The 17,666-nt window shown below is 64.0% G+C and carries 13 protein-coding genes and 1 pseudogene; 4 read left to right on the forward strand and 10 right to left on the reverse strand.

What is annotated here, in order from left to right; genetic code table 11:
- Nucleotides 1–138: 138 nt before the first annotated feature.
- Entirely contained in the window at nt 139–1,536 is a 1,398-nt protein-coding gene (locus MSM1_RS18625) for an IS1380 family transposase (protein WP_213445167.1), read from the forward strand.
- 253 nt (nt 1,537–1,789) lie between these two features.
- On the opposite strand, the gene MSM1_RS18630 is transcribed toward MSM1_RS18625, so the two are convergent.
- From MSM1_RS18630 to MSM1_RS18645, 4 genes are all read right to left on the reverse strand, one after another.
- A complete protein-coding gene (locus MSM1_RS18630; RefSeq protein ID WP_213445169.1) occupies nt 1,790–3,022 on the reverse strand; it encodes an ISL3 family transposase in 1,233 nt (410 codons plus the stop codon).
- Nucleotides 3,023–3,200: 178 nt separating this feature from the next.
- Nucleotides 3,201–3,650 carry a hypothetical protein gene (locus MSM1_RS18635; RefSeq protein WP_213445171.1) on the reverse strand — a complete coding sequence of 150 codons (450 nt, stop codon included), beginning with the start codon at nt 3,648–3,650 and terminating at the stop codon, nt 3,201–3,203.
- A 25-nt stretch (nt 3,651–3,675) separates the two neighbouring features.
- Nucleotides 3,676–6,588, reverse strand: a complete 2,913-nt coding sequence (locus MSM1_RS18640; RefSeq protein WP_213445172.1) for an RND family transporter — start codon at nt 6,586–6,588, stop codon at nt 3,676–3,678.
- Nucleotides 6,585–7,028, reverse strand: coding sequence for an MmpS family transport accessory protein (locus tag MSM1_RS18645; RefSeq protein WP_213445173.1), 444 nt, complete (start codon nt 7,026–7,028; stop codon nt 6,585–6,587). The genes MSM1_RS18640 and MSM1_RS18645 overlap by 4 nt, the downstream gene beginning before the upstream one ends.
- Before the next feature lie 136 nt (nt 7,029–7,164).
- Between MSM1_RS18645 and MSM1_RS18650 the strand changes: the two genes are divergently transcribed.
- Nucleotides 7,165–7,998 carry a TetR family transcriptional regulator gene (locus tag MSM1_RS18650; RefSeq protein WP_213445174.1) on the forward strand — a complete coding sequence of 278 codons (834 nt, stop codon included), beginning with the start codon at nt 7,165–7,167 and terminating at the stop codon, nt 7,996–7,998.
- A gap of 236 nt (nt 7,999–8,234) precedes the next feature.
- Here MSM1_RS18650 and MSM1_RS18655 read toward each other — a convergent pair whose 3' ends face one another.
- A complete protein-coding gene (locus tag MSM1_RS18655) occupies nt 8,235–8,720 on the reverse strand; it encodes an N-acetylmuramoyl-L-alanine amidase (RefSeq protein ID WP_236056896.1) in 486 nt (161 codons plus the stop codon).
- Between the two features lie 650 nt (nt 8,721–9,370).
- Here MSM1_RS18655 and MSM1_RS18660 point away from each other — a divergent pair.
- The gene (locus MSM1_RS18660; RefSeq protein WP_236057143.1) at nt 9,371–10,309 is read left to right on the forward strand and encodes an IS1380 family transposase; all 939 of its coding nucleotides are present in this window, start codon (nt 9,371–9,373) and stop codon (nt 10,307–10,309) included.
- 274 nt (nt 10,310–10,583) lie between these two features.
- On the opposite strand, the pseudogene MSM1_RS18665 reads toward MSM1_RS18660, so the two are convergent.
- Nucleotides 10,584–11,774: pseudogene (locus tag MSM1_RS18665) on the reverse strand (IS3 family transposase).
- A gap of 842 nt (nt 11,775–12,616) precedes the next feature.
- Here MSM1_RS18665 and MSM1_RS18670 point away from each other — a divergent pair.
- Nucleotides 12,617–13,045 (forward strand): hypothetical protein, encoded by a 429-nt coding sequence (locus MSM1_RS18670; RefSeq protein ID WP_213445177.1) that lies wholly within the window; start codon nt 12,617–12,619, stop codon nt 13,043–13,045.
- A gap of 198 nt (nt 13,046–13,243) precedes the next feature.
- Here the strand turns inward: MSM1_RS18670 and MSM1_RS18675 are convergent, their stop codons facing one another.
- Genes MSM1_RS18675 through MSM1_RS18690 form a run of 4 tightly spaced genes read right to left on the reverse strand, consistent with a single transcriptional unit; the run spans nt 13,244 to nt 17,592 of the window.
- A complete protein-coding gene (locus MSM1_RS18675; RefSeq protein ID WP_213445179.1) occupies nt 13,244–14,917 on the reverse strand; it encodes a cytochrome bc complex cytochrome b subunit in 1,674 nt (557 codons plus the stop codon).
- Nucleotides 14,914–16,110, reverse strand: coding sequence for a ubiquinol-cytochrome c reductase iron-sulfur subunit (locus MSM1_RS18680; RefSeq protein ID WP_374101743.1), 1,197 nt, complete (start codon nt 16,108–16,110; stop codon nt 14,914–14,916). Before MSM1_RS18680 ends, MSM1_RS18675 begins: the two co-directional genes overlap by 4 nt.
- Nucleotides 16,107–16,922 carry a c-type cytochrome gene (locus MSM1_RS18685; protein WP_213445751.1) on the reverse strand — a complete coding sequence of 272 codons (816 nt, stop codon included), beginning with the start codon at nt 16,920–16,922 and terminating at the stop codon, nt 16,107–16,109. The genes MSM1_RS18680 and MSM1_RS18685 overlap by 4 nt, the downstream gene beginning before the upstream one ends.
- A gap of 58 nt (nt 16,923–16,980) precedes the next feature.
- Nucleotides 16,981–17,592 (reverse strand): heme-copper oxidase subunit III, encoded by a 612-nt coding sequence (locus MSM1_RS18690; protein WP_213445181.1) that lies wholly within the window; start codon nt 17,590–17,592, stop codon nt 16,981–16,983.
- Between the last annotated feature and the right edge of the window lie 74 nt (nt 17,593–17,666).

The following is a 17,666-nucleotide window of genomic DNA, read 5'->3' on the forward strand; positions in this document are numbered from 1 at the left end:
GGTGACAACATAAGGTCAGACCCTGATTTTTCAGCCGGCTATGGATTGAGGGCCGCGTCGTAGCGCGGAAGTGCCCTTCCTGCAAGGGATAGTCGTGTTTGTGGAAGGCGACGATGATCCCAGAGAAAGGGCACCCGTGTGGTGAATGCTACCGGTTTGTTGTTCGATGTCGATGATGTGGTGCTGGCGAGTCCGAAACACCCGGTGCCGCACCCGCTGATCAGCGCGGGCGAGGATGATCTGACGCCGGTGGCGGGGGTGGCGTTGTGGGGTCCGCTGCTGGACCGGCTGGGTGTGGTCGGCGAGGCCGATCGGCGGGGGTTGCGTCTGATCGGGCCGGGCGGCTATAGCGGTGGGCAGTGTTATCGGGCGTTGACCGAGACGCTGCTGGCCGGTGGGGACTTCTTGAGTGATCGGGTGTTGCTGGCCGACCCGGCGACCATGGTGCTGCGCGGGACCAACCCGTTGCCGTCGGTGCCCACGTTGTGGCGGTTTGTGGCGGGCGCGGATTTGGGTCGGGTGGCCAAGGCCGGCGCGGTCAACCGGGTGATGCTGCGCCGAGCCTGGGCTGCTGGCGCCGCCCCTGAAGGTGAGCGGCTGACCATCGACCCCGATGCCACCCGGGTGGCGACCTACGGGGCGGGCAAGCAAGGCAGCGCATTCTCGCGCACCGGGCAGACCGCGCTATCACCGCTGGTGGGCGTGTGCGGGGAGACCGGAGACGTGCTCGCACTGCGCGCCCGCGGCGGCGCAGCTAACGACGGGCGGGCGATGGGCAGCTTCATCGACGAGTGCGTGAGCGCGATCCCGGCCGGTTGCCGCGATACCTACCGGTTGTGGCTGCGGGTCGACTCGGCCGGCTACCAGCAGCAGGTGATCGAGGCCGCCGAACGCCACGGCGCGGACTACTCGGTCACCGCCAAGCAGTACCGCCCGGTGGCCGCGCTAATCCACGCGCTGGCCACCGACCCGCACACCGTATGGGCCCCGGCAAAAGGGCAGGAGACCGACAAGGGCAGCCAGATCGCCGAGACCACCACCACGGTGCTGGGACGGCGTGTGCGGCTGATCGTGCGCCGCCAACCCAAACAGCCCGGTGAGCAGCTGGCCTTCGATGACCTGGATGGCTGGCGGCTGCACGCGATCATCACCAACGTGCCCGCCGAGCGGATGAGCGCCGCCGAGGTCGCCGCGCATCACCGGCTGCGCGGCGGCATCCCCGAAGACACCATCCGGGCGCTCAAAAACGATTTCGGGATGATCCACGCCCCGGCGCGATCGTTCTTCGGTAACTGGCTGTACTGGCAGGCCGCCGCGCTGGCCCACAACATCGGGTGCTGGTTGCGCACCCTGGCGTTGCCCCGCGCGGTGCGTCGAGCGCGGGGAAAACGACTACGCCTGGCATTTGTCAACGTCGCCGCCCGGCTGGTGCGTCACGGCCGACGCCTGCACCTGCGTTTTGCTGCCGCCTACCCCCACGTGGAGGCGTTCGCCACCGCGCTACCACACATCCGGGCGCTACCGGCCTTCGGTTGACCGCCGCGAACCGGCCCGTCAACGCACACCTCGCACCCCATCTCCAACCCTCCACCGCCACAACGCGATCGACCTATCCCTAAAACCGGTCACCACAGCCCCGCGGCCGTGCCCACCCCCAATTACGCCATCACCCAACAGCTTCCAACCCCCATCAGCGCATCCCAACAGCGCAGCCACCACCGCCCCGGCCACCGAAAACAAGATCATCACAGGCCGGCTGAAAAATCGGTTCTTCCGGGAAGTTTGTGGGTCATGGTGCGACCGGGTAGAGCTGTAATCCACCGAGGTGGAAGTAGATTGCGGTCTTGAAGTGCTCTCGGTTGCGGTAGCCGCGGGCGGAGACGCGGATGGCCTGGATGCGGGAGTTGAGGCCTTCGGCTCCGGCGTTGGTGATCGGATGCGCGAAGTAGGACAGCAGCCCCGCTTGGTGGCGTTTGAGTGTCTTTGCTGCGTCGATGATCGGTTGCAGTCGGGAGTGGGTGGCCCAGAAGTACCAGCGCTTGAAATGCTTGGCGCCCCAGCCGCGGCGCCGGTAGGACCAGAAGCGCCGTAGGTTCTCCTTGATGGCCCAGGCCCGGGCGGTCTTCAAGTCGGCGCCGCGCAGGGCGGCGAAGCGGTCGGTGTGGCGCTCGGGCAGGTTCTCCGCGGAGTACAGCCACAGATACTTGCTGCCGGCCAGGCTTTTGTCACCGACCGCGGCCAACGCCTGGTTCTCGGCCTTGCGCACGGTGTCGACGGCCTTGGTGAGATAGCCCATCAGGTGATAGCGGTCAAACACGATCTTGTCGTCGGCGTCGGCTAGGTGCGCACGCACCGAGGCGGCGAACGGCTCCCACATGTCGATCGCAACCGCCGCGATCCCGTCGAGCTGCTCGGCGGTGAATTTCTCGAAATAGCCGTCCAGGCTGGCCTGTCGGCGCTCGTCAGCAATATATTCCACGGTCCCGGCATCTAGGTCGGAGACCACGGTGATGTAATCCTGTCCTTTCCCGGCCGCTTTCTCATCGACCCCCACATGGGCTGGCACGTTCAGCGGTTTGGCGGCCAAACCCCCAGTGACCGCACGCTCCATCAGGTGCCACGCCTCGTCCCAGCTGATACCCAGCAGCTTGGCTGCGGCGGCTACGTCGCAGGCGGCGAGCACGTCGATCGCCAGCCGCTCGAACAACACGGTGAACCGCGAGTGCGGCTCGGCCCACGGCAACGCAACCTGACGCACCCCGTGTTCGGGACAATCCACTCGCGGCGGACTTGCGTGCAGGAAGGTCAAAAACGCGCACGAGTCCAGATGCCGCCACACCCGCTCGGCCGAGTGGTCATAGACCGACAGCACGGCATCGCAGTCCGGGCAGGCAAACCGGGTCCGGGCTGGATGTTCAACCCATACGTCCACTCGCCGGTCGGTTGCTGACAGCTCGACCCGCCCCACCTTCCATGGAGTCTCCAGTCCCAGCAGATGGCGGTACAGCTCGGTGTCGCGCATGAGGCAAATCCTGCCGCTGATCGCCCGTCAACCCCAAGCCGGACCCACACAAAACCCGGAAGCGCCGAAAAATCAGGGTCAGAGCTGTAAAAGTTCGTCTACGCTAAGAACACGCCGGTGAGGGCATATTGGAGAGGCGAACGGCCGCGCGGCTTGGTTCTTCTAGTCCTGCAACTGCTCACACAGATGACTGACGCACTGCCGTAACTGCCTGGTCCAGACGCCCTTTCAATCGCGCGACTCTGAGTAGCTGCAGGGTCAGGTTTATGGATCCGAACATGGGGAGCACCCCGATGAACGTTCGAACCGAAGGCGTGGCGCCGTGCAGCTGTTGTAGACAGCCGAAGACATAAAAGCATCCCATTGCGAAGATGGTGGCGGGTATCGAGTACGCAAGCGGAGAGCGGCAATCAGAAATGATTTCCCGCGCGTAATCGATTTCGTCCTGCGACATCGGTTCGCGGTTGCGCAGTTTAGCCAGAACCGCTTTGTGAGCGCCCACGGTTTCGCCTAGCGGGGCGGCCTTGCGATCTTCCAACCGCCTTACGAATAAGAATGCACAGGCAATGAACGTAAGTCCCAGGACCGCAAAAACTATCGTGAGGAAGCCATACAGACCGTATGCCACCGCTGCGCTCCCTTCAAAGTTTCCGTTATGCCCGGGCGGGGGCGGTGCTGTCGGAGGCCTCCGCCGAATCGTCGTCTTCCCAAAGCAGCAGCTGTCGAACCGCGGGGCGCGGTCCATAGGGCCGCAACATCGTGCTGGCCGGCCGCGGCCGCACGCGCAGCGGCCACCAGAACCACCGCCCGAGCAGCGCGGCGATGGACGGGGTCATGAACGCGCGCACGATCAGCGTGTCGAAAAGCAGACCCAGTGCGATGGTCGTCCCAATCTGGCCGAGAACCCGTAGATCGGCGAACACGAACGAGGCCATGGTGGCCGCGAAAACCAGGCCGGCGGAAGTGACCACCGATCCGCTGCCCGCGATGGCGCGGACGATTCCGGTATTGAGTCCCGCGTGGATCTCCTCTTTGAACCGGGAGATGAGCAAAAGGTTGTAGTCCGATCCCACCGCCAACAGCAAAATGACTGCCAGCGCCAGCACGATCCAGTACAACTGAATGCCGAGAATGTCCTGCCAAAGCAGCACCGACAACCCGAATGAGGCGCCCAGCGACAGCGCCACCGTACCGACAATGACGAACGCGGCGATCAGGCTTCGGGTGATGAACAGCATGATCAAGAAAATCAGGCTGAGCGCCGCTAGTGCTGCGATCAAAAGGTCATACGTAGCGCCTTGCTGGATGTCCTTGTAGGTCGCGGCGGTACCGGAGAGGTAGATGTGCGAGCCGGCCAAGATGGTGCCCTTGACCGCATCCTTGGCCGCGTTTCTGATCTGGTCGATGCTGGCGATGCCTGCAGGTGTGGCGGGATCACCCTCGTGGGTGATGATCATCTGGGTGGCTTTGCCATCCGGTGAAAAGAACAGATTCAGACCCCGTTTGAACTCGGGGTTGTCGAAAGCCTCGGGTGGCAGGTAAAACGAATCGTCGATCTTGGCGGTGTCAAAAGCCTGGCCCAGCGCGGTCGCGTTATCGCTGTTGGCGCGCGATTCGGCGTTGATCCCGGAGTTGGTGGCGTAGTTGGACAACGTGAGTCTTAGGTTTTTCTCTTGATCGGCAATCTGTGGCGGTAGCAGCGTCACCAGTTTCTGCTGGCCAGCATCTAATTTGTCCAGGCTCGCTGTCAGTTTCGTGAATATTTCGGAGAGCTGGTCGATGCCGTCGATGGCATTGAATAAGTCTCTGAACACCGAGCAGGCCGGGATATCATAGCAATGTTTTTCCCAGTAGAAGTAGCTGCGAATCGGCCGGAAAAAGTCGTCGAAGTTCGCGATTTCGTCGCGCAGTTCGTTGATGATAGCGATGGTGTCGTGAAAGCTCTGTGTCTCTTCTTTTGTCGACGCGGCGAGGTCCTTTTGCAAAGAGTATTGTCGCTTCAAAATGCTCAGTGTGTCGAGTAACTGGTCGGCCTGCTTCAGCAGGTCGTCCGCGCGGTCTTTCTGGTATTGCAGGTTCTCGATATTGCCGACGTTTCCCGCGCTGATCTGAAACGGTATCGAGGTGTGCACAATAGGGGTTCCCTGAGGCCTGGTAAGCGCCTGCACTTTCTGGACTCCAGGCAGGTGAAAGACGGCTTTCGCAATTCGGTCGACGACGAGCATGTCGGCTGGGTTGCGCATATCGTGATCCGCCTCGACCATCAGCACTTCGGGATTGAGCCGTGCTGTGCCGAAATGCCGCTGGGCGGCCGCATAGCCTTGGTTGGCCGGCGAATCGGCGGGCATGTAGGTGCGGGCGTCGTAGCTCGTGGTGTAGCCCGGTAAGGCCAGCAGACCGATCAGCGCAATCGCGACCGTCGCCACCAGAATGGGTCCTGGCCAGCGCACGATGGCGGTGCCGATGCGCCGCCAGCCGCGGGTGCGCATCGCGCGTTTGGGGTCGAACAGTCCGAAGTGGCGGCCGACGCTCAGCACGGCCGGCGCCAGGGTCAGCGCTGCTGCCAACGCGACAAGCACGCCGATCGCCGCAGGGATGCCCAGGCTCTGGAAGTACGGAAGCCTAGTGAAGTGCAGGCAGAATACCGCGCCGGCGACCGTCAGGCCCGAGCCCAAGATGACGTGCGCGGTCCCCCGGTACATCGTGTAGAAGGCCGCCTGACGATCCTGCCCGATATAGCGCGCTTCGTGGTAGCGGCCGAGGATGAAGATCGCGTAGTCCGTGCCGGCGGCGATCACGAGTAATGTCAACAGATTTGTTGAGTATGTCGACAGCCCGATGACGCCGGCGTTCGCCAGCAGCGCTACGACTCCGCGGGACGCGGTCAACTCGATCATCACCGTGAAAAGCACAAGGACCGCGGTGACCAAAGATCGGTAGACGGAAAATAACATGATGATGATCACCGCGATCGTGAGCAGCGTGACCTTGAGGGTGCCTTTGCTGCCGACTTCGAATTGGTCAGTGACCAGCGGGGTAGCGCCGGTGACATACACCTTGACCCCTGGCGGGGGAGACGAGTGGGCCACGATATTGCGCACCGAATCCACGGACTGGTTGGACAGCGACTGGCCCTGGTTCCCGGCGAGGTTGACCTGCACCAATGCGGCTTTGCCGTCATTGCTCTGGGAGCCCGAGGCAGTCAGCGGATCCCCCCAGAAATCCTGGATGTGCTGGACATGCTTGGTGTCCTGGGCAAGCTTGCGCATCAGACCGTCGTAGTAGTGGTGCGCGTCGTCGGCGAGCGGCCGGTCGCCCTCCAACACGATCATGGCCACGCTATCGGAATCGAACTGTTTGAAGACTTTGCCGATGCGTTTACTGGCCTTAAGCGCCGGCGCATCCTGCGGGCTTTGCGACACGTTGTGCGCTTGGGCCACTGTTTCCAATTGCGGCACATAGACATTCGTGACTACCGCTAGGCAAAGCCAGAATGCCGCGATCGGCACCGAAAACCGCAGCAGCAGCCTCGGCACCGAAAACCGTGGCGCATCATGCTCGGTCATGCGGACTTCACCAAGCAAAACGTGTAGGCGTTCACGGTGTTAACGATCCTTTCATCTTTGACCTCGCCGTCCACGGTGATGCGACAGCCAAGCGAGTCGCTGTTACCTTGCGCCACAACGTTGGTGAAGGCCCCCGGTTGTGTCGTGACCATCTCCATCGTCCACGGCAGGTGTGCGTTCATGACCTTCTGTGGCTGCACGTTGATGTCGAGGTAGTTGATGGTCGCCACTGTTCCCGGGTTGCCCCACACCTCAAGGACGATGTGCTTTGGGTTGAAGTTGACGTCGTTGCCGATCGGGCCGGGGGTCGACGTTTCGTCCTTCGAGCCGAAGATGCCGTGCAGCCGATAGACACCCGAGCCCGCGGCGGCGACCACGACCACCGCGACCAGAACTATCCAGCCTCGCTGGAGGAGCTGGCCGATCGAAAACCTGTTCATTGCATCCCGTGTGGCTCAGCTGGGCGGCGGCAGCATTGTGATCAAGCACCTTCTCACCGCGTTAGCCTAGTATGGTATAATTAGTAATTGCAAATTGTTCCTAATGTCAGAAAGCCAATGTCAGAAAGTGTGTGGCATGACCGCGACGTCATCCGGGCTCGACAGCCAGTGTGCTGCTGACAAGCTCCCGGTCGCCGAGGAACTAGTGCAAGCCGCGTTGAGGGCCGCCGAAAAGCGAGGCAAGGACGTAGCCGACGTGCCGGTGCTCGCGATCGCGCGTGAAGCTGGGATTTCCCGTAGCACGCTGCTGCGTCGCCTCAGCGGCACGCGGGCAGCGTTAGACGAGGCCGTCCGCGCCGCCGGTGTGGATCCGGGAGGACAGGTGCCGGTGCGGACGCGGGCGTTGAACGCGGCGGCCGCGTTGATCAGCGAATCCGGGCTAGCGGCAGCCACATTGGAGGCGATCGCCACGCGCGCCGACTGCTCGGTGCACAGTCTCTACATGGCATTCGGCAGCCGTGATGAGCTGTTGCGGAGTGTGTTCGAACGTTACAGCCCTATTCCTGATTTGGAGGACGCTCTCGACAGCGCCACCGACGATCTGACGGCTACGGTGCAGTACATCTATCAAGCGCTGGCGACAGCGCTGATCCGCGAACCCCGGGTAGGGCCCGCAGTTCTCGCTGAAGCGTTCGCCCGTCCCGACAGCCCGGCCGTACAGACGCTGACCCAACACGCCGCTCCGCGGATGCTGGGTGTAATCGGGGTATGGCTGACCACGCAAGTGCAAAAGGGGCGTATACGTGATCTGCCTATTCCGTTGCTAATTCAGCAATTGATGGGCCCGATGGTGATTCACATGCTAGCCCGGCCAGCCCTGGCTACTGTCGATGTGGTCGAGCTGCCTGACATGGATACCGTGTGCACGGCGTTCGCCGCAAATTTCGTGCGGGCCGTGGCTGCCGAATAACGTCTAGCCGCCGTCAGCCGGCGCTTTCAGTTTTTCGTCAATCTGGTCAGACGATGGCGACACAGCGAAGCGGTTCGCTCATAGTCACTGCTGAAACGATCAATCAATTCACATACTGATGTGCCCAGTCGTGGCCGTCGTCGAAACAATGCCGACTTAGCCTTACGGACACAGCACAATTGGTATTCCGTCGATGGGTACGGGCTTGCCGTCGTTGCCATCTGAATGCGCCTGGGTCAATTGGCAGCCTCGATCGCCGCGACTCTCGCGGAAGCCTCGGGCTCGCAAAAGCGTTGAAGATCGACCTTGCCGGCGGCAAGCAGATCATCGATGCGGCGCTTTAGGTCACCTGAGGCGCCCGGGCACGAAGTTTGGGCAAGGTCTCGATGCACCGCCAGGGTGTTACTCGCAACTGCCGAGTTCTGGGCAGCCCACGCGAACGCAAGTGCTACGGCGTGAAGCTGTGCCTCCGGCACAGTCTCTCTGTCGAAGACCCCTTCGCACAGCACGAGGAAATGGCCTGTGGTGTCGTAGTCCGTTGCAGTGTCGCCGGCGATCTCTGTGCTGCGTAGTTCGTAGATGTTGCCGTTGCGATCGACGCCGACGTGATAGGCGATGTCGATCCAGCCGTGCTGGTCTTGGTGATACTGCTGGTCCAGTCGCAAATGTGCTGGGGCGTTGCGGTTCTCGCCGAGGGCGATAGTCTCGTGGTGAAGGGTCATCCGGGTGATGGTGTGGCGCTCACCTCCTGGGCGCTCAGGGCGCGCCCCCCAAGCGTCGCGACATATCAACTCAGACCCTGATTTTTCAGCCGGCTATGGATTGAGGGCCGCGTCGTAGCGCGGAAGTGCCCTTCCTGCAAGGGATAATCGTGTTTGTGGAAGGCGACGATGATCCCAGAGAAAGGGCACCCGTGTGGTGAATGCTACCGGTTTGTTGTTCGATGTCGATGATGTGGTGCTGGCGAGTCCGAAACACCCGGTGCCGCACCCGCTGATCAGCGCGGGCGAGGATGATCTGACGCCGGTGGCGGGGGTGGCGTTGTGGGGTCCGCTGCTGGACCGGCTGGGTGTGGTCGGCGAGGCCGATCGGCGGGGGTTGCGTCTGATCGGGCCGGGCGGCTATAGCGGTGGGCAGTGTTATCGGGCGTTGACCGAGACGCTGCTGGCCGGTGGGGACTTCTTGAGTGATCGGGTGTTGCTGGCCGACCCGGCGACCACGGTGCTGCGCGGGACCAACCCGTTGCCGTCGGTGCCCACGTTGTGGCGGTGTGTGGCGGGCGCGGATTTGGGTCAGGTGGCCAAGGCCGGCGCGGTCAACCGGGTGATGCTGCGCCGAGCCTGGGCTGCTGGCGGCACCCGAGGGCGACCGGCTGACCATCGACCCCGATGCCACCCGGGTGGCGACCTACGGGGCGGGCAAGCAAGGCAGCGCATTCTCGCGCGCCGGGCAGACCGCGCTCTCCCCGCTGGTGGGCGTGTGCGGCGAGACCGGAGACGTGCTCGCACTGCGCGACCGCGGCGGCGCAGCCAACGACGGGCGGGCGATGGGCAGCTTCATCGACGAGTGCGTGAGCGCGATCCCGGCCGGTTGCCGCGATACCTACCGGTTGTGGCCGCGGGTCGACTCGGCCGGCTACCAGCAGCAGGTGATCGAGGCCGCCGAACGCCACGGCGCGGACTACTCGGTCACGGTCAAACAGTACAAGCCGCTCGCGGCCGTGATCCACGCGCTGGCCACCGACCCGCACACCGTATGGGCCCCGGCAAAAGGGCAGGAGACCGACAAGGGCAGCCAGATCGCCGAGACCACCACCACGGTGCTGGGACGGCGTGTGCGGCTGATCGTGCGCCGCCAACCCAAACAGCCCGGTGAGCAGCTGGCCTTCGATGACCTGGATGGCTGGCGGCTGCACGCGATCATCACCAACGTGCCCGCCGAGCGGATGAGCGCCGCCGAGGTCGCCGCGCATCACCGGCTGCGCGGCGGCATCCCCGAAGACACCATCCGGGCGCTCAAAAACGACTTCGGGATGATCCACGCCCCGGTGCAATCGTTCTTCGGTAACTGGCTGTACTGGCAGGCCGCCGCGCTGGCCCACAACATCGGGTGCTGGTTGCGCGCCCTGGCGTTGCCCCGCGCGGTGCGTCGAGCGCGGGGAAAACGACTACGCCTGGCATTTCTCAACGTCGCCGCCCGGCTGGTGCGTCACGGCCGACGCCTGCACCTGCGTTTTGCTGCCGCCTACCCCCACGTGGAGGCGTTCGCCACCGCGCTACCACGCATCCGGGCGCTACCGGCCTTCGGTTGACCGCCGCGAACCGGCCCGTCAACGCACACCTCGCACCCCATCTTCAACCCTCCACCGCCACAACGCGATCGACTTATCCCTAAAACCGGTCACCACAGCCCCGCGGCCGTGCCCACCCCCAATTACGCCATCACCCAACAGCTTCCAACCCCCATCAGCGCATCCCAACAGCGCAGCCACCACCGCCCCGGCCACCGAAAACAAGATCATCACAGGCCGGCTGAAACTCAAAAGCCGCGACGGTTGGGCTTGACCCCGTTTGGTGGACACAGGGTCAGGCGGCTTGTGCCGTCTGAGTGAGTCGGTTCTCGAACTCGACGGGGCAAATCATACCCAGGGATGAGTGGCGCCTGCGTCGGTTGTAGACCCGCTCGATCCAATCGCCGACGGCGAGTTTGGCGGCGGCTTTGGTGGGCCACACGTAGCGGTCGTAGAACTCGACTTTCAGTGTCGCCCAGAATGATTCCTGCTGGGCGTTGTCCCAACACACCCCTGTACGGCCCACCGAGCGGGCCAGGTTGTGCTCGCGGGCCAACCGCGCCAGCTGCGCTGAGGTGTACTGGCAGCCGCGATCAGCGTGCACCACAACCTGCTGGGGCGGGCTCGCCGCGCATCGCCACGGCCATCTCCAAAGCGCCCTGGACCAGATCGGTGTGCAGGCAATCGTCGATGGCCCAGCCGATCACCTTTCGTGAGCAGCCATCGCGCACGGCACACAAATACAGCCAGCCCTCACCCGTGCCCAAATAGGTGATGTCGCTGGTCCACACCCGGTTGAGTATCCCGGTGTCGAAACGGCGCGTGAGCGGGTCTTTGGGCACCGCGGCAGCCAGGTCAACCACCGTGGTCGCCGGCGCGAACCGGCGGGGGCTGATCCCGGCCAAACCCCGCCGGCGCAGCGAGGCCGCCACCGTTTTCCGTGACACCGTCTCACCGTCGTCGCCTAGATCGGCCAGGATGCGTGGGGCGCCGGACACACCGTCAAAGGCCGCGTGAAACGTCGCGACCTTGGCGTCCAGCTCGGCGCGGCGCTGCTGCGCCGGGGTCGGCCCACTATCACGGGATGTGCGCCACTTGTAGTACCCCGAGCGCGACACCTCCAGCAGCTCGCGCATCCGCTTGATCGGGTCGGTGGCCTGCTGCGCCTCGATCACCCGGTAGGCTGCTACCGGTGGTGTTCGGAGACGAAGAAGGCCGCGGCTTTTTTCAGAAACTCACGGTCCACACGTAATTCAGCGTTTTCGCGGCGCAGACGCTCCAGCTCTGCGCGTTCATCAGCATCTAACACCGCGCCAGTATCACCAGCCGATAGGGCTCGGCGTTGGAGGCGAACCCAACGCCCCAGCACTTGTTCACCAACACCGATCTCGGCGGCCACATGAGCCACCGGCCGGCCGGTCTCAATCACCAGGCGGGCAGCCTGCTCCCGAAACTCCGGGGTGTACTTACGACGCTTGCCCGACATGCGGACATCCTTCCCGCGGGACCAGCAGTCCCACCAGTCAGGTGTCCACCATCAGGGGTCAACCCCAACGGTAGCAAGTGAACCTGTCAGCGCTACCGCATAAGATCATGAACGCAAGCGAGCGGCATCTACGCCAGGCCACTTTTACACCGCTCCTCAGACGCCACCCAACGACGACCCGGTAGAGGGCACGCGGCGTCACCGAGTCGGGATTCCGCTTCGCCGGCCAGCCCGGAATAAGCCCGGAATAACTTTCGACCTGCGGTCTGGTGGCCACGGTCCTTCCGGCAGGGTGGTCTTCGTAGCGTGCGTTTACTTCAGCCCGGCCATACGAGCCATACGCCGGGTCAACTCCGACCGTGCGAGTGCGTGAACTATCTCGTAGCGCACGACGCACCAACGATCGCATCGACGCGGCCGGAGCGGTTGGTGTGGCCGCGGCGCAAGGCGATGCCCGCTCGGTAATGACCGAGGATCACGTCTGTCGACGGCTTCGCATTACTCGACGAGCGGCGAAACAGCCTATCGCAGAACACAACCCGCGCTGTTACCCACCTGCACCGGTTGGTCCAGCAGCTGCTGGCTGGCGGTGCCCGCCCATCTGGCCGCCGCCGAGCAGGTACTTCCTCGTCGGCCTCCCATGTGAGCAGGAGAAGGCGGGCCTCCTTCGACAAGTGTTGCGGGTGGCGGACACCGGCATCGAAGACGGCCAGCCTTCATCGGCAGAGCCACACGGGGCGAGGAATCTCGATGAGCGCCAGTGGGGAATTTCGGTGAGCGGGGTGAGCTGTACCGTGTGTCGGCAACGAAGGGGAAACCAAGGGGCAACCAAGGAGGTACTGATGACCACATCGGCGCAGGCGGTCACTCGCACGCGTATGTTCGCCCGCGTATTGGGTCCGTTCTTCGCAATCGTTCCCACCACCGTTGCGCTTCGCGGCTCGTATATGCAGGTTCTGTTCACCGAATTTCAGGCTAACCCGATGTGGCCATGGCTCTACGGCGCCATTCTGTTGTTGTTCGGCCTGGTCGTCATCGCATTCCACCAGTACTGGCGCAGCCTCGCGGCGATCATTGTGTCTGCTGTGGGCTGGTTTCTCGTGGTACGCGGGCTGCTGCTGCTAACCGTTCCCCGGGTCTACAGCGCGGCCGGCAACGCCGTCTACCGGTCGGGTGCGACGGCGGTGATATGGGTGCTATTCGCCGGGCTGGCCCTGGCCGGGCTCTACTTGACCTACGTTGGGTGGCGGCCGGAACGACGCGCGGGGTGACTACGACTGCCGGTGGCCCGCGCCCGCGGATGATGATGAGCTGGCAGGCTGCCTCGCTCACCGCCGATCACATCACCGGTAGATCCACGGATTCAGGCTTAGCCACCCGCAATCCATCGCGCCAGCCCCGACGGGGTGATCTGCGGCGGGCCGGGCCGAAACAGCAACCGTGACGCTTTCGCGTGCTGCGGGGATCTCTCAGTGATCCCCGCGCTCGCCGCCCGTGGTATCGGTGACGGTTTCCTGGCGCTCGCGCAGCGCGGTCAGGGCCCGCTGCTCGGCGGCGTGCGCCGCATCACGCAGGGCGGCGTCTTCAGACGCCGGGTCGGCGAACAGGAAGCTGCCGTGGCCGGGCGACCCGGCCAAGCCGAGCTTGTTCATCCGCTTGGGTACCGGCGCACCCTGGTACTCCAGGGGTATCGGATGGCCGTGCTCATCGACCGGACCGAGCGGCTGATGCAACTCGATGTAGGCACCCTGCGGCAGCCGTTTGATGATGCCCGTCTCGATGCCGTGCTCGAGGACCTCCCGGTCGCTGCGCTGCAACCCGATACACCACCGATAGGCGACGAAGTAGACGATCGGCGGGAGCACCACCATGCCGATACGGCCGATCCAGGTGGTCGCGTTGAGCGAGATGTGGAACTTGAATGCGATGATGTCGTTCATCGCACTCAGCGTGAGCACCATATAGAAGGCGATCGCCATGGCGCCGAGCGCCGTGCGCACCGGGACGTCTCGGGGTCGCTGCAGCAGGTTGTGATGCGCGTAATCGCCGCTGAAACGCTTCTCCAGGAACGGGTAGACGATCAGCAGCACGAAGACCAAGGTCATGATCACCACCACCCAGACCGGCGCCGGGATGGTGTGATGCCCCAGGTAGAGCTCCCAGGCCGGCCAGATACGGGCCAGGCCCTCGGTCCACATCATGTAGAAGTCGGGCTGGGAGCCGGCCGAGACATGGGATGGCTTGTAGGGCCCCAGGTTCCAGATCGGGTTGATCTGCAGCAGACCACCCATCAAGCCGAGAATCCCGGTGGTCAGCGCGAAAAAGGCGCCGGACTTAAGAGCGAACACCGGCATTACCCGCACGCCGACGACGTTGTGCTCGGTGCGGCTCGGGCCGGGGAACTGCGTGTGCTTCTGAAACCACACCAACGCTAGATGTATCGCGATGAGCGCCAGGATGATTCCCGGCAGCAAGAGAATGTGCAGCGAATACATGCGGGGCACAATGTAGCCCGCCGCGTTGCAGTTGTCGCCCACACCGCCGCAGGGGAAATCGCCCCCGAACAGCGCCCAGTGCAACCACGTGCCGATCACCGGAACTCCCAATGTGATCGACGACGCCGCCGCGCGCAGCCCGATACCCGACAACAAATCGTCGGGCAGCGAGTAGCCGAAATAGCCCTCGAACATCGCCAGGATCAGCAGCAGGGAGCCGATGATCCAGTTGGTCTCGCGGGGCCGGCGGAACGCGCCGGTGAAGAAGATCCGCGCCAGGTGCACCATGATCGCGGCCGCGAACATCAGCGCCGCCCAGTGGTGGACCTGCCGCACGAACAAGCCGCCACGCACCTCGAAGCTGATGTCGAGCGTTGACGCGTAGGCTTTTGACATCTCCACGCCGCGCAGGGGTTGATAGACACCGTTGTAGGTGACCTCGCCCATGGACGGATTGAAGAACAGCGTCAAATAGACGCCGGTGATCAGCAGCACGACAAAGCTGTACAGGGCGATCTCGCCGAGCAAAAACGACCAATGGGTCGGGAAGACCTTGTTGAGCTGGCGGCGCAGCGCCGCCGCCGGGTGATAGCGGACGTCGATGTCGTCTGCTTGGCGGGCCAGGATGTCGCCGATTTTCGGGCTCATGAGGTGCGCTCCCAGAATGCTGGCCCGACGGCCTCGACGAAGTCGCCGTTGGCGACCAGATAGCCATCGGTGTCGATGGTGATGGGCAGCTGCGCCAACGCGCGCGCGGCCGGGCCGAATATCGGTTTGGCGTACTGCAACGCGTCGAACTGCGATTGGTGGCAGGGGCAGAGGATGCGGTAGTCCTGCTGCTCGTACAGCGATGCCGGGCAACCCAAATGCGAGCAGACCTTGGTGAAGGCGAACAGGTCGCCGAAGTTGAAGCTTTCTTGGCCTTTGCGTTTGACCACCCGGGACATGTCACCCGGCCGGATGCGGATGAGCATCACCGGGTTGCGCACGCCCATCATGATCTCCGAGAGCTTTTCCCGTGATTCTGGTGTGGTGCCGTCGCCGTCGGACTCCCGCCACGGAAACACCGTCTCCATCCCGCCCGGGTCGATGTCCTGCGGGCGCATCTTGATAAACGGCGCCCCGGCATGCTCTCCGGTGGCCCGGGCCAGGTAGATGGTCTCGCCGGGGTATCGCGGGGTCCAGCCCGAGGTCCACAGCACGGCCTCCTTTCCCCACGCGGTGGGGACGACCGGTTTCCAGGGGTTTTTGATCAGACCGCCGAGGAACGCCACCAGGGTGCCCAGGCCGAACGTTCCCAGCCCGACGCCCAAGGACATCCCGATTAGTTTGCGGCGCCGGATGGTGGAGCTTTCGAAGGCGTCCGTCAGGTTGGCGGCCACCGTTTTGCGGTGAATCTGCGGAGAGCCGCCACCGGCGCCGTCGTGGCGTTCCTGGATCGAGATCTCGGCCGGGATGAACTTTTTCTGGAACAGCACCGCGCCCACGGCGATCGAGAGGATGGAAAGCCCGAAGGTCAGCCCGTACAGCGGAGTGGTGAGCGAATAGAGGAGACTGCCGGGCGCCTGCTTGGGCTTGTATTCCCAGGGCCAGAAAAGGAAGACCGCCAGCAGCGCCAGCCCGAAGAACCCCCCCAACAACAGCCAGAGCGCCACCTGGCGTTCGGCCCGTTTCTCGGCTCTGGTGCCCGCGACCGGCCAGCGCGGCTCTTTGTAGACCGTGTCCACGCCGTCGAGCCGCCCGCCCAGCGCGACCAGTTCCTCGCGCGACATCGCGGCCAGCGCCGCCTCGTCGGGCTGGCCCGGAATCTCAGTGCCGGTGAGGTCGTTGGTGTCGGTCACGCTCGCGCCCCAATCCACAGCGCTGCGCCGATGACGGCGACCATGCCGATGATCCAGATCGCCATGCCCTCGGGTGCCGGCCCGAATCCGCCCAGGCCGTATCCGCCTGGGCTGCGTTCCTCGGCCACGGTTTTCACATAGGCGATGATGTCCTTCTTCGCGTCGAACGACAGCTGCCGGTCGGAGAACTTCGGCATGTTGCCCGGGCCGGTCCGCATCGCGGTGAGGATTTGCTGCTCATTGGCCGGCCCCAAATCGGGAGCATGCTTGCCTGACGACAGGGCGCCGCCTTTGCCGGTGAAGTTATGACATGAGGCGCAGTTGAGCCGGAACAGGTCGCCACCGCGGCCCAGGTCGTCGCCGCGAAGCGACCGCTGGGCGATGCTGCCGTCGGGGTTGCGCACCACGGTGGGACCACCACCATTGGCCTGCACGTAGGCACCCAGCGCGTCGATCTGCGCGGGGTCGAACACCGGCCTTTCCTGGCGTTCCGCCTGCGCCTCCCCGCGCCTGGCGGGCATCCGGCCGGTAGACACCTGGAAGTAGACCGCCGCCTCGCCAACGCCGATCAGACTCGGGCCGCGGTCGTGCACACCCTGCAGATTGGCACCGTGGCAGCTCACACAGGACGTCTCGTACAGCTCCTTGCCGGTGCGCAACAGCGCCGAGGAGGACTCATCGGCGACGGCGACTTGGGGGCGGGGGGTCAGCACCGCGGCCAGCCCGCCGGTGAGGGCCAGCGCCACCAGCAGCAACAGTCCGGCCGACAGCCGGCGGCGAAGACGTCGCCGCGTCCGGGCGGCCAACCTCATTGTCTTCAAGCGAACGCTCCTGTCTGATCTGTCTGAACTGGCCCGTTCACTGGTCTGGTCATCGGATGAAGTAGATCGTGGTGAACAGCGCGATCCACACGATGTCGACGAAATGCCAGTAGTACGACACGACGATCCCCGCGGTTGCCTGCGCGGGCGTGAACTTGCTCATCGCGGTGCGGGCCAGCAGGAAGACGAAGGCAACGAGGCCCCCGATGACGTGCAGCCCGTGAAAGCCGGTGGCCAAGTAGAACACGCTGCCGTAGGCGCTGGCCGGGATGGTGGTGCCGTGAGTGGTCAGGTGGTAGTACTCGTAGCCCTGACCCAGAACGAAAAACAGGCCCATCAGGAAGGTGATGACGTACCAGCGGCGCAGCCCGAACACGTCGCCGCGTTCGGCGGCGAACACCCCCATCTGACAGGTGAACGACGAGGAGATCAGCACCAGGGTGACCGGCACCGCCTGGTAAAGGTTCAGATGGGTCGGCGGTGGCGGCCAGTTGCCGCCGGCCTCGGCGCGCGCCGTGAAATACATCGCGAACAAGCCGGCGAAGAACATCAGCTCGCTGGAAAGCCACACGATGGTGCCGACACTGACCATGTTGGGGCGGTTCAGCGAATGCACCCGCGACGTGATTGCTGTGCCTGAACTCCCCGCAGCGCTTGTCACATCCGCAAGTATGACGCTTTGTAGTTGTCGGTCTCCACCCGGGTGGGCAATTGGCGGGCCATCTCGAGCGCTTC

This window comes from Mycobacterium sp. SM1 (assembly GCF_018361265.1).
Lineage (GTDB): Bacteria > Actinomycetota > Actinomycetes > Mycobacteriales > Mycobacteriaceae > Mycobacterium.